This window comes from Amycolatopsis sp. ATCC 39116, from assembly GCF_000231075.2.
In the GTDB taxonomy this organism is placed as follows: domain Bacteria; phylum Actinomycetota; class Actinomycetes; order Mycobacteriales; family Pseudonocardiaceae; genus Amycolatopsis_E; species Amycolatopsis_E tucumanensis.
On sequence record NZ_AFWY03000003.1, the window covers coordinates 128,180 to 151,853 of the forward strand.

General features: G+C 73.1%; 27 protein-coding genes and 1 pseudogene. 15 read left to right on the top strand and 13 right to left on the bottom strand.

Translation table 11 applies throughout. The annotated features are described in order from the left end of the window. Positions 1–58: 58 nt before the first annotated feature. Together AMY39116_RS0305425 and AMY39116_RS0305430 are read left to right on the top strand one after the other, a co-directional pair. Positions 59–859 (top strand): annotated as a pseudogene (locus AMY39116_RS0305425) (family 16 glycosylhydrolase); the annotation flags it as partial. Positions 860–959: 100 nt separating this feature from the next. Then, the gene (locus AMY39116_RS0305430) at positions 960–1,580 is read left to right on the top strand and encodes an SDR family NAD(P)-dependent oxidoreductase (RefSeq protein WP_039791219.1); all 621 of its coding nucleotides are present in this window, start codon (positions 960–962) and stop codon (positions 1,578–1,580) included. A gap of 9 nt (positions 1,581–1,589) precedes the next feature. Here the strand turns inward: AMY39116_RS0305430 and AMY39116_RS0305435 are convergent, their stop codons facing one another. Beyond that, positions 1,590–2,201 carry a pentapeptide repeat-containing protein gene (locus AMY39116_RS0305435; RefSeq protein ID WP_020416680.1) on the bottom strand — a complete coding sequence of 204 codons (612 nt, stop codon included), beginning with the start codon at positions 2,199–2,201 and terminating at the stop codon, positions 1,590–1,592. A gap of 64 nt (positions 2,202–2,265) precedes the next feature. Here AMY39116_RS0305435 and AMY39116_RS0305440 point away from each other — a divergent pair, with 64 nt between their 5' ends. Next, positions 2,266–3,357, top strand: a complete 1,092-nt coding sequence (locus tag AMY39116_RS0305440; protein ID WP_157358424.1) for a Tat pathway signal protein — start codon at positions 2,266–2,268, stop codon at positions 3,355–3,357. A gap of 150 nt (positions 3,358–3,507) precedes the next feature. Next, positions 3,508–4,143 (top strand): GNAT family N-acetyltransferase, encoded by a 636-nt coding sequence (locus AMY39116_RS0305445; RefSeq protein ID WP_020416682.1) that lies wholly within the window; start codon positions 3,508–3,510, stop codon positions 4,141–4,143. A 6-nt stretch (positions 4,144–4,149) separates the two neighbouring features. Here the strand turns inward: AMY39116_RS0305445 and AMY39116_RS0305450 are convergent, their stop codons facing one another. Then, positions 4,150–4,728, bottom strand: coding sequence for a TetR/AcrR family transcriptional regulator (locus tag AMY39116_RS0305450; RefSeq protein WP_020416683.1), 579 nt, complete (start codon positions 4,726–4,728; stop codon positions 4,150–4,152). A gap of 91 nt (positions 4,729–4,819) precedes the next feature. On the opposite strand from AMY39116_RS0305450, the gene AMY39116_RS0305455 reads away from it, so the two are divergent. Both AMY39116_RS0305455 and AMY39116_RS0305460 read left to right on the top strand, forming a co-directional pair. Further along, a complete protein-coding gene (locus AMY39116_RS0305455; RefSeq protein ID WP_020416684.1) occupies positions 4,820–5,266 on the top strand; it encodes a DUF1772 domain-containing protein in 447 nt (148 codons plus the stop codon). Positions 5,267–5,292: 26 nt separating this feature from the next. Then, entirely contained in the window at positions 5,293–5,673 is a 381-nt protein-coding gene (locus tag AMY39116_RS0305460) for a DoxX-like family protein (RefSeq protein WP_235716062.1), read from the top strand. Between the two features lie 40 nt (positions 5,674–5,713). Here the strand turns inward: AMY39116_RS0305460 and AMY39116_RS0305465 are convergent, their stop codons facing one another. Then, entirely contained in the window at positions 5,714–6,283 is a 570-nt protein-coding gene (locus AMY39116_RS0305465; RefSeq protein WP_020416686.1) for a hypothetical protein, read from the bottom strand. Positions 6,284–6,472: 189 nt separating this feature from the next. On the opposite strand from AMY39116_RS0305465, the gene AMY39116_RS0305470 reads away from it, so the two are divergent. The 3 genes from AMY39116_RS0305470 to AMY39116_RS42280 are packed head-to-tail and all read left to right on the top strand — an operon-like array spanning position 6,473 to position 8,291. Continuing rightward, the gene (locus AMY39116_RS0305470) at positions 6,473–7,204 is read left to right on the top strand and encodes a DUF2071 domain-containing protein (RefSeq protein WP_020416687.1); all 732 of its coding nucleotides are present in this window, start codon (positions 6,473–6,475) and stop codon (positions 7,202–7,204) included. After that, a complete protein-coding gene (locus AMY39116_RS42275; RefSeq protein WP_020416688.1) occupies positions 7,204–7,890 on the top strand; it encodes a class I SAM-dependent methyltransferase in 687 nt (228 codons plus the stop codon). Before AMY39116_RS0305470 ends, AMY39116_RS42275 begins: the two co-directional genes overlap by 1 nt. Positions 7,891–7,904: 14 nt before the next feature. Next, a complete protein-coding gene (locus AMY39116_RS42280) occupies positions 7,905–8,291 on the top strand; it encodes a hypothetical protein (RefSeq protein ID WP_157358428.1) in 387 nt (128 codons plus the stop codon). On the opposite strand, the gene AMY39116_RS0305485 is transcribed toward AMY39116_RS42280, so the two are convergent. Together AMY39116_RS0305485 and AMY39116_RS42285 are read right to left on the bottom strand one after the other, a co-directional pair. Beyond that, a complete protein-coding gene (locus tag AMY39116_RS0305485; RefSeq protein ID WP_039791221.1) occupies positions 8,254–8,940 on the bottom strand; it encodes a response regulator transcription factor in 687 nt (228 codons plus the stop codon). The genes AMY39116_RS42280 and AMY39116_RS0305485 overlap by 38 nt on opposite strands. Then, the gene (locus tag AMY39116_RS42285) at positions 8,933–10,006 is read right to left on the bottom strand and encodes a sensor histidine kinase (protein WP_020416691.1); all 1,074 of its coding nucleotides are present in this window, start codon (positions 10,004–10,006) and stop codon (positions 8,933–8,935) included. Before AMY39116_RS42285 ends, AMY39116_RS0305485 begins: the two co-directional genes overlap by 8 nt. 132 nt (positions 10,007–10,138) lie before the next feature. Here AMY39116_RS42285 and AMY39116_RS0305495 point away from each other — a divergent pair, with 132 nt between their 5' ends. Both AMY39116_RS0305495 and AMY39116_RS0305500 read left to right on the top strand, forming a co-directional pair. Further along, positions 10,139–10,816, top strand: a complete 678-nt coding sequence (locus tag AMY39116_RS0305495) for a hypothetical protein (protein ID WP_020416692.1) — start codon at positions 10,139–10,141, stop codon at positions 10,814–10,816. 38 nt (positions 10,817–10,854) lie between these two features. Beyond that, positions 10,855–11,517, top strand: a complete 663-nt coding sequence (locus tag AMY39116_RS0305500; RefSeq protein WP_039791243.1) for an HAD family hydrolase — start codon at positions 10,855–10,857, stop codon at positions 11,515–11,517. Between the two features lie 94 nt (positions 11,518–11,611). Here AMY39116_RS0305500 and AMY39116_RS0305505 read toward each other — a convergent pair whose 3' ends face one another. Both AMY39116_RS0305505 and AMY39116_RS0305510 read right to left on the bottom strand, forming a co-directional pair. Continuing rightward, the gene (locus tag AMY39116_RS0305505; protein WP_020416694.1) at positions 11,612–12,193 is read right to left on the bottom strand and encodes a hypothetical protein; all 582 of its coding nucleotides are present in this window, start codon (positions 12,191–12,193) and stop codon (positions 11,612–11,614) included. After that, entirely contained in the window at positions 12,190–12,750 is a 561-nt protein-coding gene (locus tag AMY39116_RS0305510) for a GNAT family N-acetyltransferase (RefSeq protein WP_020416695.1), read from the bottom strand. The genes AMY39116_RS0305505 and AMY39116_RS0305510 overlap by 4 nt, the downstream gene beginning before the upstream one ends. A gap of 263 nt (positions 12,751–13,013) precedes the next feature. Between AMY39116_RS0305510 and hisS the strand changes: the two genes are divergently transcribed. Then, a complete protein-coding gene (gene hisS, locus AMY39116_RS0305515; protein ID WP_020416696.1) occupies positions 13,014–14,300 on the top strand; it encodes a histidine--tRNA ligase in 1,287 nt (428 codons plus the stop codon). Between the two features lie 517 nt (positions 14,301–14,817). Here hisS and AMY39116_RS0305520 read toward each other — a convergent pair. The 6 genes from AMY39116_RS0305520 to AMY39116_RS0305545 all read right to left on the bottom strand — a co-directional run bounded on the left by AMY39116_RS0305520 (position 14,818) and on the right by AMY39116_RS0305545 (position 20,746). Further along, complete coding sequence (locus AMY39116_RS0305520; protein WP_020416697.1) at positions 14,818–15,954, bottom strand: epoxide hydrolase family protein; 1,137 nt, start codon at positions 15,952–15,954, stop codon at positions 14,818–14,820. A gap of 30 nt (positions 15,955–15,984) precedes the next feature. Further along, on the bottom strand, positions 15,985–18,057 hold the full coding sequence (locus AMY39116_RS0305525; protein ID WP_020416698.1) for a xanthine dehydrogenase family protein molybdopterin-binding subunit: 2,073 nt from the start codon (positions 18,055–18,057) through the stop codon (positions 15,985–15,987). Further along, on the bottom strand, positions 18,054–19,025 hold the full coding sequence (locus AMY39116_RS0305530; protein ID WP_020416699.1) for a xanthine dehydrogenase family protein subunit M: 972 nt from the start codon (positions 19,023–19,025) through the stop codon (positions 18,054–18,056). Before AMY39116_RS0305530 ends, AMY39116_RS0305525 begins: the two co-directional genes overlap by 4 nt. Further along, positions 19,022–19,525: a 2Fe-2S iron-sulfur cluster-binding protein gene (locus AMY39116_RS0305535; protein WP_020416700.1), complete on the bottom strand. Its 504-nt coding sequence runs from the start codon at positions 19,523–19,525 to the stop codon at positions 19,022–19,024. The genes AMY39116_RS0305530 and AMY39116_RS0305535 overlap by 4 nt, the downstream gene beginning before the upstream one ends. A gap of 41 nt (positions 19,526–19,566) precedes the next feature. After that, complete coding sequence (locus AMY39116_RS0305540; protein WP_020416701.1) at positions 19,567–20,058, bottom strand: anthrone oxygenase family protein; 492 nt, start codon at positions 20,056–20,058, stop codon at positions 19,567–19,569. A gap of 76 nt (positions 20,059–20,134) precedes the next feature. After that, entirely contained in the window at positions 20,135–20,746 is a 612-nt protein-coding gene (locus tag AMY39116_RS0305545; RefSeq protein ID WP_235716063.1) for a TetR/AcrR family transcriptional regulator, read from the bottom strand. A 56-nt stretch (positions 20,747–20,802) separates the two neighbouring features. On the opposite strand from AMY39116_RS0305545, the gene AMY39116_RS0305550 reads away from it, so the two are divergent. The 3 genes from AMY39116_RS0305550 to AMY39116_RS0305560 all read left to right on the top strand — a co-directional run bounded on the left by AMY39116_RS0305550 (position 20,803) and on the right by AMY39116_RS0305560 (position 23,672). After that, positions 20,803–21,513, top strand: a complete 711-nt coding sequence (locus AMY39116_RS0305550; RefSeq protein ID WP_020416703.1) for a GntR family transcriptional regulator — start codon at positions 20,803–20,805, stop codon at positions 21,511–21,513. A gap of 61 nt (positions 21,514–21,574) precedes the next feature. After that, entirely contained in the window at positions 21,575–22,381 is an 807-nt protein-coding gene (locus tag AMY39116_RS0305555; protein WP_020416704.1) for an N-acyl homoserine lactonase family protein, read from the top strand. A 13-nt stretch (positions 22,382–22,394) separates the two neighbouring features. Continuing rightward, on the top strand, positions 22,395–23,672 hold the full coding sequence (locus AMY39116_RS0305560; protein WP_020416705.1) for a hydroxyacid-oxoacid transhydrogenase: 1,278 nt from the start codon (positions 22,395–22,397) through the stop codon (positions 23,670–23,672). Positions 23,673–23,674: the final 2 nt, after the last annotated feature.

Genomic DNA, 23,674 nt, shown 5'->3' on the forward strand with positions numbered 1-23,674 from the left:
TCCACGCTACTTTGTTCTTCCCCACAACAAACGGCCGGAAGGCGTGATGTCGATGAAGATGTCGAGCTGGCTCCGTTTCCTCCTCCCCGCACTGGTCGCCGCCGCCACCCTCACCGCGCCGCAGGCGCAGGCGGCCACGGTGACGTTCAACGACGACTTCAACGGCCCCGCGGGCAGCGCGGTCGACCCGGCGAAGTGGCAGCTGGAGACCGGGGACAACGTCAACAACCACGAGCGGCAGTACTACACGGCCGGCGCCGCCAACGCGGCGCTCGACGGCCAGGGCAACCTCGTGATCACCGCCCGTCGCGAGAACCCCGGCGGCTACAACTGCTGGTATGGACCGTGCGAGTACACCTCGGCGCGGCTGAACACCGCGGGCCGGTTCACCCAGACCTACGGCCACTTCGAAGCCCGCATGAAGCTGCCGCGCGGGCAGGGCATGTGGCCGGCGTTCTGGGCGCTGGGCAACGACATCGGCACCAACGGCTGGCCGAACTGCGGCGAGATCGACTTCATGGAGAACGTCGGGTTCGAGCCGAACACCGTGCACGGCACCATCCACAGCCCCGGCTACTCGGGCGCGGAGGGCATCGGCGCCGCCTACTCCGGCCCGAACTTCTCCGACGGCTTCCACACCTTCGCCGTCGACTGGGCGCCGAACCAGATCCGCTGGTACGTCGACGGCGTGCTCTACCAGACCAGGACGCCCGCCGACCTCGGCGGCGACCGGTGGGTGTTCGACCACCCGTTCTTCCTGATCCTCAACCTCGCCGTGGGCGGCTACTGGCCGGGCGACCCGGACGGCGGCACCCAGTTCCCGCAGCAGCTCGTCGTCGACTACGTGCGCGTGACGAACTGACCGCACGGCCCGGACCGGCTCGCGTCCGCGTCAGGTCGTGAGCCGGTCCCGGCGCAGCTTGACCTTGTCACCGTGTCAGGCTTCTACCGTCGCCCGCATGAGTGGAGTGGTGATCATCGGGGCGGGCCCGGGCATCGGGCAGGCGGTGGCGCGGCGGTTCGCGCGCGAGGGCCTGCCGATCGCGCTCGTGGCACGCACGGAACGGACCATGCCCGGGGCGCGGAGCTTCGTCGCCGACAGCACGGACGAGGACGCGCTGCGGGCCGCACTGGACGCGGCGGCCGCCGAGTTCGGCACGCCGGACGTGCTCGTCTACAACGCGGCGCTCATCCAGCCGGACGCGCCGGGCGAACTCCCGGCGCGGGCGCAGCTGGACGCGTGGGCGGTGAACGTCGTCGGCGCGCTGACCGCCGCGGCGCACGTCGCCCCGGCGATGGCCGACCGGGGCAGCGGCACGATCCTCGTCACCGGCGGGATGCCCGAACCCAAGCCGGAGTACGTGAGCCTGTCCCTGGGCAAGGCCGGGGTCCGCACGCTCGTCGCCCTGCTCGACGCGCGGTACGGGCCGGCCGGGGTGCACGTCGCGTCGGTGACCGTCGCCGGGCCGGTCGCGCCCGGCACCGCGTTCGACCCGGACGACATCGCCGAGCACTACTGGGACCTGCACACGCAGCAGCGGCCGTGGTCGATCGAGGTCGTCCACGACGGCCGTGGGTGAGCGCGGGGGTCAGCGGATCCGCACGCCGAGCGCGCCGGCCAGCACGAGGGCCTGCTCGGGGTCGATCGTCGCGCCGGCGAGCTTGGTCTCCAGCGGGTTCAGCCCGGTGATCTCGCTGCCCCGCAGGTCGCAACCGGACAGATCGGCGGCGTGCAGCCAGGCGCCGGACAGGTCGCACCGGTGCACCGTGCCGCCGATCCGGGCGCCGGTCAGGTCGGCCTCGCGCAGGCGCACACCGCTGAACGACGCGCGCCGCAGGTCGGCGCCGGGCAGGCCGGTGAACGACCAGTCGCCGCCCTCGGCGGTCAGCAGGTCGAAGGTGCAGCGGTCGAACATCGAGCCGGTGGTCTTGCAGTCGGTGAAGGTGGCGTCGAAGAACGAGCAGCCGGTGAACGTGCAGTTCAGGAACGCGGCGCCGGTGTGCCGGGAGGCGTTGAACCGGCTGTCCCGGAAGGTGCACTCCGTGAAGACCGCGCCCTCGGTGACCGCCTCGCTCAGGTCGGCCCGGACGAACGCGACGCGCTCGTGCCGTTCGCCGCTGAGGTGCGCGCCTTCCCAGTCCTGACCGGTGACCGTCGAGCCGGTCGCGGGAGCCGGGGTGCCGTGCCTGCGTTCCGCCACCGTGCGAACCTACCCGGGTTTTTCCCGGATGCCGTGCCGGGCGCGGCCGAGCAGCATGATCGGCATGATCCGGAGATCCTTCGTGCTCGCCGTGGCGGTGCTACTCGCGTCGGTGGTGCCCGCGTCCGCGGCGACCGACCTCGCGCTGCCGCGGCCCACCGGCCCGTACCGGGTGGGGCAGACCGAGTTGCACCTCGTGGACGCGTCGCGGACCGATCCGTGGCGCGGCGGGCCGCGGGAGCTGATGGTCAGCCTGCACTACCCGGCGTTGCCCGGCCCGGGGCGCGCGGCGCCGTACATGCTGCCCGGCGCCGCCGCGCACTTCGACGCCGTCACCGCGAACGGTCTGCTGGGACTGGGCGTGCCGTCCGCGGACTGGGCGGGCGTGCGGACCAACGCGCGGCGCGACGCCGTGCCGCTGCCCGGGCGGCGGCCGGTGGTCGTGTACTCGCCGGGGCTGGGGGAGCCGCGCACGTGGGGCACCGCGACGGCCGAGGACCTGGCGAGCCGCGGGTACGTCGTGATCAGCATCGACCACACGTGGGAGTCGCCGGAAGTGGAGTTCCCCGACGGCTCGGTGCGGACCATGGTCGACCCCGGCGATCCCGACGCGTTCCTGCGCAAGGCGCTCGACGTGCGGGTCGCGGACACGCGGTTCGTGCTGGACGCGCTGGCCGGGCGGCTGGACGTGAGCCGGGTCGGCATGATCGGGCACTCGATGGGCGGGGCGGCCGCGGCGCTGACGATGGCCGCCGACCCGCGCGTGGTGGCCGGGGTGAACCTGGACGGGAACCTGACGTGGTTCGACGGCAGCCTGATGCCGCCGGCCGCGGAGGGGCTGCGGGGGCCGTTCCTGCTGGTCGGCAAGGACGGCGAGACCGACACGGGCCCCGGCTGGAAAGCCTTCCGTGCGGCGACGCACGGCTGGACGGCGCAGCTGCGGTTGCTCGGCTCGAGACACGCGACGTTCACCGATGCCGCGGCGCTGGTGCCGCAGCTGGGCGTCCCGCTGGGCACCCTCGACCCGGCGACCGCGGTGCGCACGCAGCGCGCGTACGTGGCGTCGTTCTTCGACCGGTGGCTGCGCGACCGGAACGACCACCTGCTGGACGGCCCGTCGCCGCGCTACCCGGAGATGGTCTTCGTGGGGGAGTGACAGGTCGTCGCAGTACTGTCGCCGCGCATTCGTCTCGGGTGGTCGCGACCTCTCGCTGATGCCGCACGGTGTCGCGTCCGGCATCCCACCACCGGCGGGACAACCTGGCCGTCGGTGGTCACGTCGGTGCTCGTGGGCCAGGATGGGCCGATGCTGGCCGATCACTTCCCTCTGCTCGCGCTGCGGGTGCGGACCCCGCGGCTCGAACTGCGCCTGCCTGCGCCGGAGGAGCTCGCCGCGCTGGCTGAGCTCGCCTCGGAGGGGGTGCACGAGCCGGGCAGCATGCCGTTCCTCGTTCCGTGGACCGACCAGGAACCGGCGCTCGTGGCGCGGTCGCTCGTGCAGTTCCACTGGCTCCGGCTGGGCCGGTGGAGCCCGGACGACTGGGGCCTCGACCTCGTCGTCTTCCGGGACGGCGAGGTGGTCGGCCAGCAGAGCGTCAGCGCGAAGCGGTTCGCCATCACCCGCGAGGTCCACACCGGCTCGTGGGTGGGCCGCCGGTACCAGGGCCAGGGCATCGGCACGGAGATGCGCCGCGCGGTGCTGCACCTCGCCTTCGCGGGCCTCGGCGCGGAAGAGGCCGCGTCCGGCGCGTTCGAGGACAACGCCGCCTCCCTGGCGGTCTCCCGCAAGCTCGGTTACCGCCCGGACGGCGTCGCGCGGCACGTGGTTCGCGACGCGCTCGCCGTCGAGCACCGGCTGCGCCTCGGCCGCGACGCGTGGCGCGACGACATCCCGGTGACGATCGAGGGCCTGCCGCCCTGTCTGCCGCTCTTCGGGATCTGACCGGCGTCAGAACACGGCGAGCCGGTCCACCAGCAGTTCCGTCCGCCGCTCGGCGTCCGCCGGCGGCAGCCGTCCCGCCCGGGTCAGCGTCGCCAGCCCGTGCAGGGCCGCCCAGAACACCTCGGTGAACAGCCCCGGGTGCACGCCGTCGCCGGCGACCTCGCCGAGGTTCTCCAGCAGCGCGGCGAAGCCGTCCTTCAGCGGTTCCGGTGTGTCGTCCCGCGCGAACGCCAGGCCGCCGTCGAGTTGGAACATCGCGTCGTAGACCGCCGGGTGGCGGGCCGCGAAGTCGAGGTAGGCGCGGGCGATCGCGGTGACCCGGGCCCGCGGCCCGTCCGCGGCGGCGGCCGCGGCCCGCAACGCCGTCGCCAGCTCGGTGGCGCCTTCCAGCGCGACGGCTCCGATGATCTCGCGTTTGCCGCGGAAGTGGCTGTAGAGAACCGGCTGGCTGTATTCGATGCGCTCGGCGAGTCTGCGGGTGGTGACCGCGTCCCAGCCCTGCTGCTCGGCGAGTTCGCGGGCCGTCGCCAAGATCAGGCGTTCCCGGTTCGCCCGCTCGCGCTCCTTGCGTTCCTGTACCGACACAAGTCGATCCTAGCACTGCTAGACAAGCGAGCAATGGTTGCGCTAGCGTCGCCACATCAGCTAGCAACGCTAGATTCTCGGAGGAGTAGTCATGCTCAACGCACTCGAGGTGCTCACCACCGTCGTCGTCGGCGTGATGGTGGGGGTCGAGTTCTCGGTCGCCTTCGTCATCAACCCGATCCTCGCCCGCCTGCCGGACGAGAGCACCCTGCTCGGCCGCGCCCATGGCGGCCGGATGCTCGGCGCCGTGATGCCGGTCTGGTACCTCACCTCGCTCGCCCTCGTCGCGGTCTGGGCGATCGCCGGGTGGAGTCAGGACGGCACCGGCCTCGTCATCACCGCCGGCGCGCTGCTGATCGTCAGCGTGATCATGTCGGTCCTGCTGCTCGTCCCGATCAACAACCAGAGCAAGACGTGGACCCCGGAGAACCGGCCCGCGGACTGGAAGCAGCAGTCGCAGCGCTGGGACCGCTTCCACTACATCCGCGTCGCCGTCATCATCGGCGCCTTCGCCCTGCTGGCCGCCGCGCTCGCCTGAGCCCGAGCGAGATCTAGAGTCGACCCGTGCGCGTGGGGGAGTGGGCGGCCCGATGGGTGCCGCCGGGGGCGGTGGCCGCCGTGTGGATCTACGAAGGGCTCGTCGCCAAGGTGCTGGGCGCCCGGCCGGACGAGCGGGCGATCGTCGAGTCCGTGCCGGTGCTCGGCGGGGCCGCCGGGGTCGTCCTCCTGTTGATCGGCCTCGCCGAGGTCGCCCTCGGCGCGTGGGTGCTGACCGGCTGGGCGCCACGCACCGCCGCGGCCGTGCAGACCGCGTTGCTCGCCGGGTTCAACGCCGGTGGCCTCGCCTTCGGCGGCGGGCACATCGCCGAACCGCTGAACCTGGTGCTGCACAACGTCGTCCTGCTCGTCCTGGCCTGGCTCGTCGCACTCCGGCGGCACCGGTGAACCCCTGGGCGGGCCGGCGGGGCCTGCTGTTCGGCTGGGGCTACGAGGACCCGGACGTCGAACTCCGCGCCCTGCCCCGCGGGCGCGTCCTCGCGATCGCGGCCGCCGGGGAGACCGTGTCCGCCTCGCGCGCGCCGGGTACGACGTCACTGCCGTGGACATCAACCCCGCGCAACTGGCCTACTGCCGGGACCGCCTCGCCGGCACCCCCGCGGCCACCGGCCGGGCGGAACGCCTGCTCGCCGCCGGGCGCGCCGCCCTCCGCGTGCTCGACCCCCGCTGGCGCCACGTCGACGAGGTCCTCCGCGACGGCGATCCCGTCGCGCTCCTGGAATCCCGCCGCCTCCAGTGCCTGCTCGCGACCGGGCTCGCGCCGCTGGGCCTCCTGCTGCCCGCCTTCCGGCACGCGATCCCGCCGCGTCTCGACCGTGTGCTGCTCGCCCGCCTCCGCCGGGGCCTCGCACACGCCCCTGCGGACAACCCGTGGGCGTGGCGGCTGCTCGCCGGACACGACGAACTCGCCCGCGACACCCGCGCCGCCGCCACGCTCGTCCACGCCGACGTCGCCGAGCACCTCGAACAGGCGCCCCGCGGCTGCTACCGACGGCATCTCCCTGTCGAACGTCCTCGACGGCCCCGACGCGCGGTACGCGGCCCGGCTCGCCGCCGCCGTGCGGCACGCCCTGCGGCCAGGGGGCGTGGTGGTGTCCCGCTCGTTCCGCGAACCACGTCCCGGCGAGGATCCCGGCCCGCCCGACCGCGCGATGCTCTGGGGCGTAGTGGAAGTACGGAGGTGTCCATGACCGCGCTGAACCGGCACCCGTTGCCCATGCGCACCAGGTTCGACCACTCGCTCGTCCTCACCTACGCCGTCGATCCCTCGCAGGTCGCGCCGCTGCTGCCGGAACCGCTGACGCTGGACACCTACACCGGCCCGGACGGCGCCGAGCACGCCTTCGTGGCGGTCGCCCTGGTCGCGCTGCGGCACTTGCGGCCGTCGGTCCTGCCCGCGCCGCTCGGGTTCCGCTCGGTGATGACCGGCTACCGCATCCTCGCCCGGCTGCGCACCCCGGGCGGGAAGACCATGCGCGGCTTGCGGATCCTGCGCAGCGACACCGACCGCGCCCTGCTCGCGCTCGGCGGGAACGTCCTCACCGGCTACCACTACCACCGCAGCGCGGCCCGGGTTTCCCGGCAGGACGACACGCTGCGGTTCACCGTGCGGTCGCGGGACGGGCAGGGCGATCTCGACGTCACCGCCGATCTCGGCGAGCGGGAACCGTTGTGGGACAGGGTGTTCGCCACCCCGGCCGACGCGCGGCGGTTCGCCGGGCCGCTGCCGTACACGTTCTCGCCGGACAAGGAGGGCATCGTGGTGGTCAAGGCGTTCCGCAGCAGCTGGCGGCCCGAACCCGTCGGCATCCCGCGGCACGAGGTCGCCTTCCTGGGGCGTTTCGGCGGAGCCGTGCTGGCCAACGCTTTTCACGTGTCCGATGTGGACTACGGCTGGCACCGGGGTGAGCTCCGGTGATGCGCGGGGTCGCGCAGGTCCTGGCGTTCAACTGGCCGAAGGTGCTCGCCGGCGCGGTGGTCGCAGCGGCGCCGCTGCCGAAACCGGCACGGGCCGGGGCGGCGTGGTTCACGGTCGCGAGCCTGGCGGCGTCCTGGTGGGTCTACGACGTCTCCGGCCTCTACCGGTGGACGTGGCTGCGGCCGGTGCTGCCCGCGCGGGTGCGCCGGCACGTGCTGGTCACCGCCGGGTTCGACGAGGTCTCGCCCACGCTGCCCGCCCTGCTGCCGGAGTCCGCCGGCGTGGTGCTGGACGTGCTCGATCCGCGCGGCCCGGTCGAGGCGTCGATCCGGCGGGCTCGCCGGCGCTACCCGGCGAGGGCGCTGCCGGTGCGGCCGGAGGCGCTCCCGCTGGCGACCGGCGGGGTCGACGTCGTGCTGGCGGTGCTCGCCGCGCACGAGCTGCGCACCCCGGCCGGGCGGGAGGCGTTGTTCCGCGAGGCGCGCCGCGTGCTGCGGCCGGGCGGCCGGCTGGTGCTGGTGGAGCACCACCGCGACCTGCCGAACGTGCTGGCCTTCGGGCCGGGCGCGTGGCACTTCTACCCGCGCGCGGAGTGGGAGCGCGTCGCGGCGCGGGCCGGTCTCACGCCTGTCGCGCTCGTGCGGCGGACGCCCCTGGTCACCGCGACGGCGTTCGAGGCGGCGTGATGCTGGAGTTGCAGATGCGTGTGGCATGTGTGGTCGCGATAGTGCTGGGGCTCGCGCACCTCGTGCTGCCGCGGCTGCTCGGGTGGCCCGCCGGTCTCGTCGCGGTCAGCCCCCTGTCCCGGCTCGTCGTCGGCTTGCACACCGGGTTCATCGGGCTGACCTGCGTGGTCCTCGGCGCGCTGCTGTGGCCGGTCGACGAGCTGCTCGCGCCGGGCGCGCTGGCCACGACCGTGCTGGCGGCGCAGACGGTGTTCTGGGGCGCGCGGTGGCTGTGCGAGCTGCTGCTGGTGGGCCGCGTGGTGCGGGCCGCGCCGCTCGCCTGGCGGGCCGCGCACGTGGTCGGCCTCGGCGGCTGGGCGTGGCTCACCGCGGTTCCGCTGACCGCGCTCCTGACGCGGTGACGAGCCCGGTTTCGTAGGCGATGACCACCAGTTGCGCCCGGTCCCTGGCGTGCAGTTTCGCCAGCAGCCGCCCGATGTAGGTCTTCACCGTCGCCAGGGAGAGGTGCAGGCGCTCGGCGAGTTCGGTGTTCGACAACCCGTGCGCGATCAGCGTCAGCACCTCGGTCTCCCGCGGTGTGAGGACGTCGAGGTCGCGGCTCAGGGCCGGGCGGGGCGCGGTGGTCCGGGCGAACTCGGCGATCAGCCGTCGCGTGACGGCGGGCGCCAGCAGCGCTTCACCGGACGCGACCACGCGGATGGCGGCGCACAGGTCCGCGGGCCGGGTGTCCTTCAGCAGGAATCCGGCCGCGCCCGCGCGCAGCGCGTCGAAGACGTGCGAGTCCAGGTCGAACATCGTGAGGATCAGGACCCGCGCGGACGGCACCCGCTCGGTGAGCAGCCGCGTGGCCGCGATGCCGTCCATGCCCGGCATCCGCACGTCCATCAGCACCACGTCCGGCCGCGCCGCCTGCACGACCTCGACCGCCTCCGCGCCGGTCGCCGCCTCGCCGACCACCGCCATGTCCGGTTCGCTGTCCACCAGCAACCGGAAACTGCCGCGCAGCAGCGCCTGGTCGTCGGCGATCACCACCCGCAGCGGCTCAGGCAACGGGCACCTCCGCCGACGCGCGCAGCCACGCCGCGACGCGGAAACCGCCGCCCGGCAACGGTTCCGCGGTCACCTCGCCGCCGTACAGCGCGGCGCGCTCGGACATGCCCACGATGCCGTGGCCCGGCCGCACCGGTCCGCGTTGCCGGGCGCCGTCGTCGGTGACCTCGATCCGCACCTCGCCGGCGTGCGCCCGCACGACCACCCGGCACCGCGCGGGTGCGGCGTGCTTCACCACGTTCGTGACCGCCTCCTGCACGATCCGGAACGCCGCCAGCTCCACCGGCCGCGGCAGGTCCGGCGCGTCGACGTCCAGCTCCACCGCGACCCCCGCGGGCGCCGCCCGTTCGGCCAGCCGCGGCAGATCGGCGAGCTCGCCCGGCGGCTCGGTGTCGTCCCGCAGCGCGCTGAGCAACCGCCGCATCTCACCGAGCGCTTCGCGGCTGGTCTCCTCGATGATCCGGAGCGCTTCGCGGGCTTCGTCCGGCCGGGACTCAGCCACGTGGTTGGCCACGCCCGCCTTCACCGCGATCAGGCCCATGCCGTGGGTGACGACGTCGTGCAGCTCCCTGGCGATGCGCAGGCGCTCGTCGGTGCGGATCTGGTGCTGCCGCTGCAGTTCCAGCCGCTCGGCCTGGGTCCGGTGCGCGTGCGCCGCCCGCCCGGCCGCCCACGCCGCGACCAGCAGCGGCACCCCGAGGACATACCACCAGGCGGCGAAGCCGGCGACCGCGGCGACGGCGCACGCGCCCAGCAGGGGCAGCAGCGGGTCCCGGCCGAGCGCGACGACGTGCAGCACCAGCGCGGCGCCCGCGAAGGGATCCCAGAGCACGCCGAGGAACGCGGCCGCCACCGACACGGCCAGCACGAACACCAGCACCGGGACCGGCCACCGCCGCCGGACCAGCACGGCCAGCCCGATCACGACCGCCACGGCCACCGAGCCGCCCAGCCGCCAGCCGGTGTCGTCGCGCAGGAGGTTCCCGCCGACGGCGACGTCCACCGCGATCAGGAGCACGGCCGGCAGCACGGCGGCGGCGCGCGAACGCCATGGCGAGGGGCCCATTCGTCGCACGATATCCGGGTACCGCGCCCGCCGCGTCCGTCCACGGCGGTCATACCAGGGTCTGATGTCCGCGGCCGGAGTGTCCGCCGCGGTCCGATCCGCCGCGGTCCGGGCACTGGCAGGTTCGGCCGCATGACTCGTGAACCGCGCTGGATCGCCGGCCTGGCGATGATCGCCGCACCGCTGCTGTTGCTCACCGGGATGTTGTTGCGCCTCCCGGTCCCCTTCTTCTTCCCGCACCAGCTCACCGCGGCCGCCGACCACCCCGGCCGGATGAGCGCCGCCTACACCTGCGTGCTCGCCGGGACGCTCCTGCTGTGCCCGGCAGTGCTCGCGCTCGCCGCGCGGATCAGGTTCCGGTGGGGTTTCTGGGGCGCGGTTCTCGTCGTGACCGGGCTGTTCGCGCGGGTCTTCCACGCCGGGTTCGACCAGGCCGCCCTCGCGCTGGCCCGCCACCGCGGGGCCGGGTTCGCCACCGCGTTCGTCGGCGACGCCTACGGCGATCCGCACCTGTTCAGCTACCTGTCGTTCACGATCCTGCTCGGCTGGCCGGTGCTCGCGTTCGCCGCTTGGCGGGCGCGCGTGCTGCACGCGGTCCAGGCGGTGGGGCTGGCGGCGATGGCGGCCCTGCCGCTCGGCGTGCTCAAGGGGACGACCGTGCTGTCCCTCGTGGCGGTGGCGGGCGTGGCCGTGGCGCTCGTGCCCGAGGGGGTGCGCCTGATCCGCGTCGCGCCGCGGCCGGACTTCCGGCTGGTGGCCGTCGCGGTGCCGGTGGTGGGGCTGCTCGCCTACGTCAGCACGCTCGGGTGAGCGTTTCCGGGCCGGGCGCGGTGGGCAATCTGCCGGGCATGGCCAAGGTTCTCGTGCTCGATGTGGACGGCACGCTGGTGGACACCAACTACCACCACGCGCTCGCGTGGTTCCGCGCCTTCCGCGGCCACGGTGTGACGGTGCCCGTGTGGCGCCTGCACCGCGCCATCGGCATGGGCGGCGACCAGCTGGTGCCCGAGGTCGCCGGGCAGGAGGTCGAGGACGCCTGCGGCGACGACGTCCGGGCCAAGTGGAAGGAACTGGTCGACGGGATGCTGCCGGAGGTCTGCGCGCTCGACGGCGCCCACGAGCTGCTCCAGGCCGCCGACGACGCCGGCTACCGCGTGGTGCTGGCCAGCTCCGGCAAGCCCGACCACGTCGACCACTACCTCGACCTGATCGACGGCCGCGAGCTGGCGGCCGACTGGACCAGCTCGAAGGACGTCGAGGCCACCAAACCGGAGCCGGACCTGCTGGAGGTCGCGCTGGAGAAGGTGCGGGGCGAGGAGGCCGTGGTGATCGGCGACTCGGTGTGGGACTGCGTCGCCGCCCGGCGCATCGGCCTGCCGTCCGTCGGGCTGCTCACCGGCGGGTTCTCCGCGGCGGAGCTCACCGACGCCGGCGCCGCCCGGACGTTCACCGACCTGCGTGAACTCCGGGCGAGCCTGGACGAGCTGCCGTTCGGGGCGTCGCCGCGTTGAGGCTTGGTCGCTGCTGGCCCGAGTGCGGCGCCGATGACCAGGCACCGCGACCCCGCGTGCCCTCAGCCGTCGTGGCCCAGTTGTCCTGGCCGGGTCATTCCGCATCGTGCGGCGGCCGCGGAGAGGCGTCGATCTCCCGTCGTGCCGAGGCGCCGCCCGTGAGCTGCCGTTCGTGGGTGACCGTCCGGTCGAGCTGCTTCGCCAGGTGCGGGATGGTCGTCGACGGCAGGTAGGTCGTGGCGCCGGCGTCGAGCAAGCGCCGGACCGGGCCGTGGTAGCTGACGCCGAGCTCCGCGTCGTCGATCTCGGCCACCACCACCCGCGCCTTCGGGAACGACCGGCGGAGGTTGCCGATCAGCTGCGGGCTCACCGGCGGCACCAGCAGCACGTCCGCCGTGGCCGGCGCCGCGTGCATGTCGATCACGATGTAGTCGGTGCCGAGTTCGGCCGACAGCTTTCCCCGCGCCGATTCCGACAACCGCATCGCCGTGGCGACCACCGTGACGTCGTCGGCGATCTCCGGCCCTGCCGCCCGGGGCGCGCCGCCCGTGCTGGAGATCGTCGCGATGACCTCGCCGTCCCGCGTGACCACGAGGTCCTCACCGGGCGGCAGGGCGTCGATGAGTTCCGCGACCTCCCGGGGCAGGCGCGACACGTCGACCCGGCGGCCGGTCATGACGCCCCGAACGCCCGCAGCGCGGCGACGGCGATCACCTGCCGCGCGCCGTGCTCCTCGAAGGCGCCGGTCTCCGCGAAGCCGAGTCGGTCCGCCAGCCTTCGCGCGCGCTCGTTCGCGGCCTGGGTGACGACCACGACCGGCTGGTCCGGCAGTTCGGCAGCGGCGGCACGCAACACGGCGGCCGCGGCCTCGAACGCCAGCCCTGCTCCCCAGGCGCCACGCCGCAGCACGTAGGACAGCTCCAGCTCCCCGCCCTCCGGGGTGACGTGACCCGGCCGGCCGGCCGCGCGAGGCGCGAGCCCGAGGACGCCGACGAACCGGTCCGTTTGCTTGTCCGCGATGACGTAGCTGCCCGGCTCAGCGGTCGTGGCGGCCGCTCCGGCCTGGTCGAGGAACCGTTCGACGTCCGCACGCGGCCGCGGGCCACCCAGGTGAGCCCTGACCTCGGGATCGGTGAACACCTCCACGAACCCTTCGCGGTCGGCGTCCCGCGCCTTGCGCAGCACCAAGCGGTCCGACTCGATGATCGCGGCGGACAGGGTCGGCGTCGTCATGGAACCCGATCATCCCAGACCGCGCCCGCACCCCGCCGGAGATTTTTTTCCGCATCCGTGGTTTACCGCCCGGCGGCCGGGGTAGTCAGGCGCACGAGTCGCAAATCCGGTGGACGCGCAGGGGTGCCGTCGGATGGAGCAGGAAGCCTCGGCCCACCTCCCCCTCGGCGGGCCGGGGCTTCCGTCTGTCCAGGGGTAGTGCACACCCGCCCGCACCGGCGCGGGACAATGGCAGGCGCACCCGACCAGCAAAGGACCGATTCATGGCGAAGGCCGCCGAGCCACCTTCAGGTACCCGCGACTTCCTGGCCGACGACGTGCGTCGCCGGAAGGCCGCGTTCGACACCGTCAGCGCGGTCTTCGAGCGCTACGGCTTCGACCCCCTGGAGACCCCGGCCTTCGAACGCCTCGAGGTGTTCGCGGGCAAGCTCGGCGACGACGCGTCCGCCCTGATCTTCAAGATCCTCAAGCGCGGGGTGCACGAGGCCAGCGGCGAGGCCGACCTGGCGCTGCGCTACGACCACACCGTGCCGCTCGCCCGCGTGATCGGCACCTACGGCAGCAAACTGCCCTCACCCTACAAGCGCTACGCCATCGGCCCGGTGTGGCGCGCCGACCGCCCCGCGCAGGGCAGGTTCCGCGAGTTCGTCCAGTGCGACCTCGACACCGTCGGCTCGTCGTCCCCGCTCGCCGACGCCGAGACGCTGTGGGCGATCAACGACGCGCTGACCGCGCTGGGCGTCGAGGACTTCCGCTTTCTGGTCAACAGCCGCCAGGCGCTGCACGGCCTGCTGGAGGCCTACGGCATCCCCGAGGAGGCGGGCGCGAAGGTGCTCGGCAGCCTCGACAAGCTGGACAAGGCCACCCCGGACGCGGTGATCGCCGAGCTGGCCGACCGCGGCCTGGACACCCAGACCGCGGAGAGCCTGGTCGGGGACGTCGTCGCCACCGACACCGACCGCATCCGCAAGCAGCTCGACACCACCGAGCGCGGCCGCGCCGGCCTCGCCGAGGTCGACAAGCTCGTGGAGCTGACCGCGGGGCTGCCGTCCGGGCGGGTCGTGTTCACGCCGCGGATGGTGCGCGGCCTGGACTACTACACCGGCCCGATCTTCGAGGTCACCGCCGCCGGCTACCCGGGGTCGATCTCCTCCGGCGGCCGCTACGACGGGCTGGTCGCGAAGCTCGGCGGCCCGGACATGCCCGCGTGCGGCGGGTCGATCGGCCTGGAGCGGATCCTCGCCGGGCAGGCCGCGGCCGACGCCGAGGCCGGTGGCCTGGACGTGGCGCTCACCGTGCTCGGCGCCGAGGACGAGGTGCTGCGGCTGGCGAACCGGCTGCGCGCGCAGGGCCTGCGCACGGGCGTCTACCTGGGCACGTCCGGCAAGCTGGCGCGCCAGTTGAAGTGGGCGAACGACCAGCGGGCCCGCACGGTGCTGATCTACGGCCCGGCCGAGCAGGAGGCCGGCGAGGTGACGGTGCGGGACATGACGTCGGGCGAGCAGACCCGCGTCCCGGTCGACGAGGTGCCCGCGCACCTGCAGCGATAACGACTCGCCGGAGAACGCAGCCAGCAGTCTCGCGGGGGGCGTGCTCGGCGCCTCAGCGCGGGGACGCCCAACGGCGACGGGTGACTCTCTCGTGGCTCGAGGGCTGGGTGTGCGCCCGGTGGGGTTTGCGGTGCCTGGTCGGTGCGGCGCGGCGCCCCCGGCGGGCGCGGTTGCTGGTTGCCGGGGGTGGTGCTGCCGTGGACACGACCGAGTGGCGACCTTTGCCGTGCGGTGGGGCTCGCGGGCGGCTGATGGGTGTGGCGCTTGACTCCGGTGGGGGCGGTTGCCGGGGTGGTGCCGCGGTGGGATGGGCCGGGTGCGCGTCGGTGGGGTTTGCCGTTGGCTGTCGGCGCGGCGGCGCGCGCCGGCGGGAGCGGGTGCCAATCGCCGGGGGCGCTGCCGCCGTGAACGTGGCTGACAGGGGCAGCCCTCCCGAGCTGAGGGCACACCGCCAAGCGACACGCGGCTCGTCAGCGCATCGTCGCGCCGCTCGGCAGCTGGTGGCGATCTCTGCCGATCAGCGCACCAGGCGGAAGAAGTTGCGGATCTCCTCCACCCACACCTCCGGCTCTTCGAGCGCCGCGAAGTGGCCGCCGCGCTCGGGTTCGTTCCAGTAGCGGATGTCGGTGTACCGGCGGGCCGCCCAGCGGCGCGACGGGCGCGGCACCTCGCGCGGGAACACCGAGCACCCCGTCGGCACCGGGACCGTGTCCGAAGTGGACTTGCTGAACCACTCGGACACCTGCTTGAAGCTCTCCCAGTACAACCGCGCCGAGGACGCGCCGCTGCGGGTGAACCAGTACACGCTCACGTTGTCGAGCAGCTGGTCGCGCGTCAGGACGCTTCCGGTGTCCACCCACGAGTGGTACTTCTCCACGATCCACGCGCACAACGCCACCGGCGAGTCCACCAACCCGTACCCGACGGTCTGCGGCTTCGTCGACTGCTCCGCCGAGTAGCCCGACTCCCGCGACTCCGCCTCGGCCAGCGCGTCCAGCGCCTCCTGTTCCCGCGGCGACAGGTCGGAGAACGTCGCCGGGTCGGGTGCGGCGATCGGCGGCTGCACGTGGATCCCGGCCAGCACGTCCGGGTGCTGCTGCCCCATCGCGGTGGTGATGCTGTTGCCCCAGTCGCTGCCGTGCGCCCCGTAGCGCGTATACCCCAGCGAGGCCATCAGCGAGGCCCACGCGTCCGCGATCCGCTGCACACCCCAGCCCGGCGACGCGGGCTTGTCGCTGAAGCCGTAGCCGGGCAGCGTCGGCAGCACCACGTCAAACGCGTCCGCGGCCGACCCGCCGTGTGCGACCGGGTCGGTCAGCGGCCCGATCACGTCCAGGTACTCCACGATCGACCCCGGCCACCCGTTGGTCAGCACCAGCGGCAACGCGCCGGGGTGCGGCGAGCGCACGTGCGCGAAGTGGATGCCAACCCCGTCGATCGTCGTCCGGTACTGCGGCAGCGCGTTGACCCGCTTCTCGAACGCGCGCCAGTCGTACCCGTCCGCCCAGTACGCGCACAGCGACCGCAGGTACTCCAGCGGCACCCCCTGCGACCAGTCGTCCACCGTCTCGGCGTCCGGCCAGCGCGTGCGCTCCAGGCGGTCCCTCAGGTCCGCCAGTTCACGGTCGTCGACAGCGATCCGAAAGTTCTCCACGCGCCGACCATAACGAGACCCACCGACAATTCACGGCAACGCGGGCAGCACCTTGTCGAGCGTGATCGGCAGGTCCCGGATCCGCGCCCCGGTCGCGTGGAACACCGCGTTCGCCACCGCCGCGGCCGTGCCCACGATCCCGATCTCACCGATCCCCTTGACCCCGAGCGGGTTCACGTGCGGGTCGTGCTCGTCGAGCCAGTGCGCCTGGATGTCGTCGACGTCGGCGTTCACCGTGATGTGGTACTCGGCCAGGTCGTGGTTGACCACCTGCCCGAACCGCGGGTCCCACACGCTCTCCTCGTGCAGCGCCATCGACAGCCCCATCGTCATGCCGCCGAGGAACTGCGACCGCGCGGTCCGCGGGTTGACGATCCGCCCGGCGGCGAACACCCCGAGCAGCCGCGGCACCCGGATCTCCCCGGTGTCCGCGTGCACCCGCGCCTCGGCGAACTGCGCGCCGAACGCGTACATCGCGTACTCCTTGCGCGCCGGGTTGTCCCCGGTCGTCGCGTCGGCCTCGGCGCCGTCGGCCGGGTCGCGGCCGTACTTGTCGCGGAACGTGCGCGCGGCCTCGAACACCGCCGAACCCCAGGTCGCCGTGCCCGCCGAACCGCCGGCCACCGCCGCCTTCGGGTACGCGGTGTCGCCGAGCCGCATGTCGATCTCCTCGGCCGGCACCTCCAGCGCCTCCGCGGCGATCTGCGGCAGCACCGTCCACGCTCCGGTCCCCAGGTCCGCCGCGCCGATCTCCACGACGTACCGGCCGCCCTCGAACCGCACCACCGCGGTCGACCCCGGCCGCGTCGACGACGGGTACACCGAGGACGCCACTCCGGTGCCGACCAGCCAGCCGTCCTCCAGCCGCACGCCGGGCCGCGGGTCGCGCGAGTCCCAGCCGAACCGCCTGGCGCCCTCGCGCAGGCACTCCACCAGGTGCCTGCTGGAGAACGGGTTGCCCGACTCCGGGTCCACCTCCGGCTCGTTGCGGATCCGCAGCTCGACCGGGTCGATGCCCAGCTCGTGCGCCAGCTCGTCCATCGCCACCTCGGGCCCGAACATGCCGGGGCACTCGCCGGGCGCGCGCATCCACGACGGCACCGGCACGTCCAGCGCGGCCAGCCGGTGCGTGGTGCGCCGGTTCGGCGCGGCGTACATCATGCGGGACGGCAACGCCGTCTGCTCCGCGAACTCCTTGATGCGCGAGGTCTGCTCGACCACGTCGAGCCCGATCGCGGTCAGCCTGCCGTCGCGGGTCGCGCCGAGCCGCATCCGCTGGATCGTCGGCGTCCGGTACCCGGCGAGCGAGAACATCTGCTGCCGCGTCAGCGCGAGCTTCACCGGCCGTCCCGGGTGGGCGCGCGCGGCCATCGCGGCCAGCACCACGTTCGCGTGCGGCAGGCCCTTCGACCCGAACCCGCCGCCGACGTACGGGCACACCACCCGCACCCGTTCCTCGGGCAGGCCGAACACCTTCGCGATGGCCTTGCGCGACGGGTGCACGCCCTGCGTCGAGTCCCACAGCGTCAGCAAGTCGTTGTCCCACAACGCCGTCGTCGCGTGCGGCTCCAGCGGGTTGTTGTGGTACATCGCGGTGCGATAGGTCCGCTCGACCGTCACGTCGGCGGACGCCATCGCCGCGTCGACGTCGCCGGTCGCGCTGTCCGTGGGGAACGCCGGGTTGACCTTCTCCGGTTTGTACAGGTCGTCGCGGTCCGCGGCAAGCTCGGTGTCGTGCTCGCGTTCGTCGTAGGTCGCGAACACCAGCTCCGCGCCGTGCCGCGCGGCCTCGGAGGTCTCCGCGATCACCAGCCCGATCACCTGTCCGCGGAAGGCGACCTCGCGGTCCTGCAGCACGGCCAGTTCGGCGTCCTCTGTGGACGCCAGCCGCTCGGCGCCGCGGTAGGTGATCACGTCCAGCACGCCGTCGAGCACCTCGGCCTCGGCGGTGTGGATCGCGGCGATCCGGCCCCGCGCCACGGTGGCCTGCACGGGGTGGCAGAACACCGGCGTGCCGGCCGGCGTCTCGTAGGCGTAGGTGGCGGTGCCGGTGACCTTGCGTGCGCCGTCCCGCCGCACCAGCGGTTCGCCGATCGCGGTCATGACAGCTCCCGGAGCACGGAGACCAGGGTCCGGGGCAGCAGCGGGACCTTGAACTCGTTGCCGGGCAACGGCCGCGCCTGCGCCAGCTCCTCATCGGCCGCGGCGCGGAACGTCGCGTCGGTGGCCGGCGCGCCGCGCAGCACGTCCTCGGCCTGCCAGGCGCGCCACGGTTTGTGCGCGACCCCGCCGAACGCGATGCGCGCGTCGACGACCGTGCCGTCCTCGACGGCCAGCACCGCCGCCACCGACACCAGCGCGAACGCGTAGGAGGCCCGGTCGCGGACCTTCCGGTAGCGCTGCTTCCCGGCGGGCGGCGCCGGCAGGTCGATCGAGGTGATCAGGTCGCCGTGCGCCAGCACGGTGTCCCGCTCCGGGGTGTCGCCGGGCAGGCGGTGCAGTTCGGTGAACGGGATCGTGCGCTCGCCGTCCGGTCCGAGCACGCACACCTCGGCGTCCAGCGCGGCCAGCGCGACCGCCAGGTCGGACGGGTGCGTCGCCACGCAGTGCTCGGACGCGCCGAGGATCGCGTGGTAGCGGGTGTAGCCACCGATCGCGGAGCAGCCGGAGCCGGGCTGGCGCTTGTTGCACGGGGTCGTGACGTCCTGGAAGTACACGCACCGCGTGCGCTGCAAGGGGTTCCCGCCGGTGGTGGCCATGTTGCGCAGCTGCCCGGACGCGCCGGCGAGCAGCGATTCGGCGAGCACCGGGTAGCGCGACCGGATCCGCGGGTCGGCGGCCAGGTCGCTGTTGCGCACCCCGGCGCCGATCGACAGGAGGCCGTCGCGCTCGGTGATCTCGGCGGAGGTCAGGTTCGTGATGTCGACGAGACGGCCGGGGCGGGCGACGCCGAGCTTGAGGTGGTCGACCAGGTTCGTGCCGCCGGCCAGGAACACCGCGGACGGGTCGGCGGCGACGGTGCGGACGGCGGTGTCCGCGTCGGCGGGGGAGTCGTAGGTGAACGGCTTCATCCGGCGGCCTCCTCGATCGCGCTGACGATGCCGTCGTAGGCGGCGCACCGGCACAGGTTGCCGCTCATCCGCTCAGCGATCTCGGCGCGGGTCAGCGCGGGGCGGTCGCTCACCGCCGGGGTCGCGTGGCTCGGCCAGCCCTGCTTGACCTCGTCCAGCGCGCCGACCGCGGAGCAGATCTGGCCCGGCGTGCAGTAGCCGCACTGGAACCCGTCGTGCTCCAGGAACGCGCGCTGCACCGGGTGCAGCTCACCGTCCGGCGCGAGCCCCGCGGCGGTGGTGACCTCGGCCCCGTTCTGCGCGACGGCCAGCGACAGGCAGGACAGGATCCGGCGGCCGCCGACCAGGACCGTGCAGGCCCCGCACTGGCCGTGGTCGCAGCCCTTCTTCGGGCTGGTGACGCCGAGGCGTTCGCGCAGGGCGTCCAGGAGGGTGGTGCGGCTGTCGAGCGTCAGCCGGTGGGTGGCGCCGTCGACACGCAAGGTGATCTCCGCGTCCATGACGTGGGGCGTACCCGGCGGGACAGCCGCGAAACCGGCGATCAGGCCGGAACGGCAACCACGCGCTCTGCCTGCCGGGTCCGGGCCACCAGCACTCCGACCGCGATGATCAGGGCGAACGCGACGAGCGCGGTCAGCGTGCGCGCGACGTTGAACGCCTCCCACCGCTGCAGGACCGCCGCGTGGTCGGCCGGCGCTCCGGACACCGCCCACACCTTGATCCGCCCGTTGATCGGCACGTTGCCGAACCGCGTGATCAGGAACGACGCCAGCGCCAGCGCACCGGCCGTGCCCGCCAGGTACCGCGCCGTGCCGCGGCTCAACACGGCCAGCGCGAGCGAGCTCAGGACCGCCAAGGCCATCGTCGTCTGCATGACCACGCCGTTCATGTGCATCAGCGCGGTGTGGAAGGTCAGGCGCACGTCGAGCGGCACCGCGCCGAACGCGGACACCAGGTTGACGGCGCCGTAGCCGAAGGCCCCGGCCAGCAGGCCGGTGGCCAGCAACGCGAAGGCGGTGACGAACCGGACCACGAGGCCTCCTATTACTGAGTCGTGACTCAGTAAATGTAGCGTGCTCGGCCGCGGGTGGTCCAGTGGACGCGCGGGTTCAGTCCGGGAGCAGGCCGGGCAGGAGGGTGTCCACCACCTGCGCGGCGCCCGCGACGGCGGGAGTGCCCAGCGAGCGGAGCACGGCCCGCTGGTGGGCGACGCCGAGGATGACCAGGGCGGCCGCGTCCAAGTCGAGGCCGGCGCGTACCCGGCCGAGGTCCCGTTCCCGGCCGAGGTAGGCCGCGATGGGCGCGAGCCCCCGCTGCGGGCCGATGTCCGCTTCCGCGCTGCGCTGGGTGAACAGCTCACGGAGTTCGCTGTCGGCCTGGACGGCGGCCAGGACCGGCGTGATGCGCGTGTAGTAGGCCTCCAGGCTGCCGAGCAGTTCGACGAGGTTGTCCCGCACGGTGCCGTGCCCGGCCCGCCGCCCGAGCTCCTCGGCCACTTCCTTGTAGCGCGGGAGGTGCAGGTGGACCACGGCGCGCAGCAGCCCGAGCCGGTCTCGGAAGTGGTAGAAGATGCTCGACTCGGCCACGCCGGCGCGCCGCGCGACCTCCTTCGTCGACAGGCGGGCGACACCGGCTTCGGCGAGGATCTCCTCGGCCGCGGCCAGCACCGCCTCCCGCACCCCCGTCCTGGGGCGGCCCGGCCGCCGAGCGTCGTTCACCACGCCGACATCCTGCCAGCGGCACCGCCGGGACCGCGCCGCCGTGGGAAAATGCGCGGATGCGGCAGATCGGGAACGACGCCAACCTCGCCGGGAAGATCCTCGACGAGCTCAAGAGCGCCATCGTCAACGGCGAGCTCGTCGCGGGCAGCCTGTACTCGGTGCACGACCTCGCGGAGCGGCTCGGCGTGTCCCGGACGCCGGTGCGGGAGGCGCTGATCCAGCTGGCCGAGCGCGGCATGGTGCGGTTCGAGCGCAACCGCGGCGTGCGGATCCTCCAGACATCCCTGCACGACCTGGAGGAGGTCTTCGCGATCCGGCTGCTGCTGGAGGTCCCGGCCACCCACCGCGCCGTCACGCAGCGGACCGCCGCGTGGGTCAAGGAGCTGGGCGCCCAGCTCAAGGCGATGCGCGCCGCCGCCGAGAAACGCGACGAGGCCACGTTCATGGCCGCCGACCGGCGCTTCCACGAGATCATCAACGAGGCGTCCGGCAACGTGCGGCTCGCCCGCTACATCGACTCGTTGCGCGACATGGTCCTGCTGCGCGGCGCCTCGACCGTCGACACCTCGCGCAGCCTGTCCGACATCCTCGCCGAGCACGAGGAGATCTTCGCGCTCATCGAAGCGGGCAAGGCCGACGAAGCCGCCGAGTCCATGCGCGCGCACCTGCTCAACACCGCCCGGCTGCTGATCGGCCAGGAAGCCGCGGCCAGTGGCGACCCGGTCCCGCCGGTCTCGTTGGAGTGGACCGGCTACCCACGTCGTTGACGAGTAGCATGCTACATGCCACTCTGTGCTCGGCTCTGTCCTGACGCGCAAGGAGGCGCAGATGACGGCACCGAGCAAGGTTCACCTGCTCAAGACCGGAACCATGGAGTGCGACCAGACCTGGCTGCTGCTCAAGCCGGGTGCGACCATCACCGACCGCTCGAACACCCGCAAGGAAGCGGTGTGGACGACGTGCCCGACCCACGCGGTGCTCATCGAGCACCCGGACGGGCGAATCCTGTGGGACACCGGCGTTCCGCAGGACTGGGAGACCCGCTGGGCGCCCACCGGGCTGCAGGAGTTCTTCCCCGTCCAGGAGGGCACCAGCTACCTGCAGGACTCGCTGGCCGCGCTGGAGCTGACGCCGGACGACATCGACGTGCTCGTGCTGTCCCACCTGCACTTCGACCACGCCGCGAACGCGAAGCTGTTCGCAGGCGGCAAGACGCGCATCATCGTCAACGCCAACGAGCACGAGGGCGCGCTCGGCATCGACGGGCCGTTCAAGGGCGCGCACCTCAAGGCCGACTACGAGGGCATCGACTACGAACTCGTCTCCGGTGACGCCGAAATCGCGCCGGGCGTCAGCGTCATCGAGACACCGGGCCACACCTGGGGGACGATGTCACTGCGGGTGGACCTGCCGGAGGCGGGCACCAAGATCTTCACCTCCGACGCGGTCTACCTCGGCGAGAGCTGGGGCCCGCCGGCCGTCGGCGCCGCGATCGTCTGGGACAGCGTGCGCTGGCTGGAGTCGGTGGAGAAGCTGCGCCGCATCGCCGAGGAGACCAACGCCGAGGTGATCTTCGGGCACGACCCGGAGCAGGCCGCCAAGCTCCCGTTCGCCCCCGACGGGTACTTCGGCTGAAAGGCACACGGGCATGACCGAATACCTCAACGAGACCGTCTTCACCTGGGGCGCGACGCCGCTGAAGTTCGGCGCCGGCGCCGTCGACGAGATCGGCTGGGACCTCGCGCAGATGGGCGCGGAACGGGTCCTCATCGTCACCGACCCGGGCGTCGCCGCCACCGGCGTGCCGCAGCGCGTCGCCGACGCCGCCAAGGCGGGCGGGCTGACCGTCGAGGTCTACGACCAGGTGCACGTCGAACCGACCGACGTCAGCATCCAGGCCGCGGTGGACTTCGCGAAGCAGTCCGAGTGGGACGGGTTCATCGCCGTCGGCGGCGGCTCGTCGATCGACACCGCCAAGGCCATCAACCTGATGACCACCTACCCGGCCGACCTCTACGACTACGTCAACAAGCCGATCGGGCAGGGCAAGGCGCCTGCCGGGCCGCTCAAGCCGCTGGTCGCGGTGCCGACCACCGCGGGCACCGGGTCGGAGACGACGCCGGTGTGCATCATGGACTTCCTCGACCTCAAGGTGAAGTCCGGCATCAGCCACCCGCGGCTGCGGCCGTCGATGGCGGTGGTCGACCCGCTGCTGACGCTGAGCATGCCGCCCGAGGTGACCGCGGCCAGCGGGATGGACGTGCTGTGCCACGCGCTGGAGTCCTACACGGCCAAGCCGTTCGACTCCTTCCCGCGGCACCGCGCGGAAACCCGGGTCGCCTACTGCGGGTCGAACCCGATCTCGGACGCCTGGACCGAGCAGGCGCTGACCCTGCTGGCCCGCTCGTTCCGCAAGGCCGTGCTGAACGGCGGCGACCTCGCGGCGCGGACGGACATGATGCTGGCGGCGACGTTCGCCGGCATGGGGTTCGGCAACGCGGGCGTGCACATCCCGCACGCCTGCGCGTACCCGATCGCCGGGCAGGTCAAGGAGTACCGGCCGAAGAACTACCCGCAGGACGAGGCGATGGTCCCGCACGGCGAGTCGGTGTCGCTGACCGCGCCCGCGGCGTTCCGGTTCACCTTCCCGACGAACCCCGAGAAGCACCTGCGGGCCGCGCGGATCCTCGACCCGCACGCGCCGAAGCAGCACGACGCGGTGGACCAGCTGCCGTTCGTGCTGTCCTCGCTGATGCGCGACATCGGCACGCCGAACGGGATCGGCGGCGTCGGCTACGACGAGAGCGACATCGGCGACCTGGTCGAGGGCACCCTCAAGCAGGAACGGCTGCTGACCATCTCGCCGCGGCCGGTGCGCGGCGAAGACCTGGAGGCGATCTTCGCCCAGTCGATCGAGAACTGGTGATC

Bases quoted from the DNA above. Each gene is read 5' to 3' on its own strand.
- AMY39116_RS0305430 (WP_039791219.1), top strand. From the start codon at position 960: ATGAGTGGAGTGGTGATCATCGGGGCGGGCCCGGGCATCGGGCAGGCG.
- AMY39116_RS0305440 (WP_157358424.1), top strand. From the start codon at position 2,266: ATGATCCGGAGATCCTTCGTGCTCGCCGTGGCGGTGCTACTCGCGTCG.
- AMY39116_RS0305445 (WP_020416682.1), top strand. From the start codon at position 3,508: ATGCTGGCCGATCACTTCCCTCTGCTCGCGCTGCGGGTGCGGACCCCG.
- AMY39116_RS0305455 (WP_020416684.1), top strand. From the start codon at position 4,820: ATGCTCAACGCACTCGAGGTGCTCACCACCGTCGTCGTCGGCGTGATG.
- AMY39116_RS0305465 (WP_020416686.1), bottom strand. From the start codon at position 6,283: ATGCCGTCGGTAGCAGCCGCGGGGCGCCTGTTCGAGGTGCTCGGCGAC.
- AMY39116_RS0305470 (WP_020416687.1), top strand. From the start codon at position 6,473: ATGACCGCGCTGAACCGGCACCCGTTGCCCATGCGCACCAGGTTCGAC.
- AMY39116_RS42275 (WP_020416688.1), top strand. From the start codon at position 7,204: ATGCGCGGGGTCGCGCAGGTCCTGGCGTTCAACTGGCCGAAGGTGCTC.
- AMY39116_RS42280 (WP_157358428.1), top strand. From the start codon at position 7,905: ATGCGTGTGGCATGTGTGGTCGCGATAGTGCTGGGGCTCGCGCACCTC.
- AMY39116_RS42285 (WP_020416691.1), bottom strand. From the start codon at position 10,006: ATGGGCCCCTCGCCATGGCGTTCGCGCGCCGCCGCCGTGCTGCCGGCC.
- AMY39116_RS0305495 (WP_020416692.1), top strand. From the start codon at position 10,139: ATGACTCGTGAACCGCGCTGGATCGCCGGCCTGGCGATGATCGCCGCA.
- AMY39116_RS0305500 (WP_039791243.1), top strand. From the start codon at position 10,855: ATGGCCAAGGTTCTCGTGCTCGATGTGGACGGCACGCTGGTGGACACC.
- AMY39116_RS0305505 (WP_020416694.1), bottom strand. From the start codon at position 12,193: ATGACCGGCCGCCGGGTCGACGTGTCGCGCCTGCCCCGGGAGGTCGCG.
- AMY39116_RS0305510 (WP_020416695.1), bottom strand. From the start codon at position 12,750: ATGACGACGCCGACCCTGTCCGCCGCGATCATCGAGTCGGACCGCTTG.
- hisS (WP_020416696.1), top strand. From the start codon at position 13,014: ATGGCGAAGGCCGCCGAGCCACCTTCAGGTACCCGCGACTTCCTGGCC.
- AMY39116_RS0305525 (WP_020416698.1), bottom strand. From the start codon at position 18,057: ATGACCGCGATCGGCGAACCGCTGGTGCGGCGGGACGGCGCACGCAAG.
- AMY39116_RS0305530 (WP_020416699.1), bottom strand. From the start codon at position 19,025: ATGAAGCCGTTCACCTACGACTCCCCCGCCGACGCGGACACCGCCGTC.
- AMY39116_RS0305535 (WP_020416700.1), bottom strand. From the start codon at position 19,525: ATGGACGCGGAGATCACCTTGCGTGTCGACGGCGCCACCCACCGGCTG.
- AMY39116_RS0305550 (WP_020416703.1), top strand. From the start codon at position 20,803: ATGCGGCAGATCGGGAACGACGCCAACCTCGCCGGGAAGATCCTCGAC.
- AMY39116_RS0305555 (WP_020416704.1), top strand. From the start codon at position 21,575: ATGACGGCACCGAGCAAGGTTCACCTGCTCAAGACCGGAACCATGGAG.
- AMY39116_RS0305560 (WP_020416705.1), top strand. From the start codon at position 22,395: ATGACCGAATACCTCAACGAGACCGTCTTCACCTGGGGCGCGACGCCG.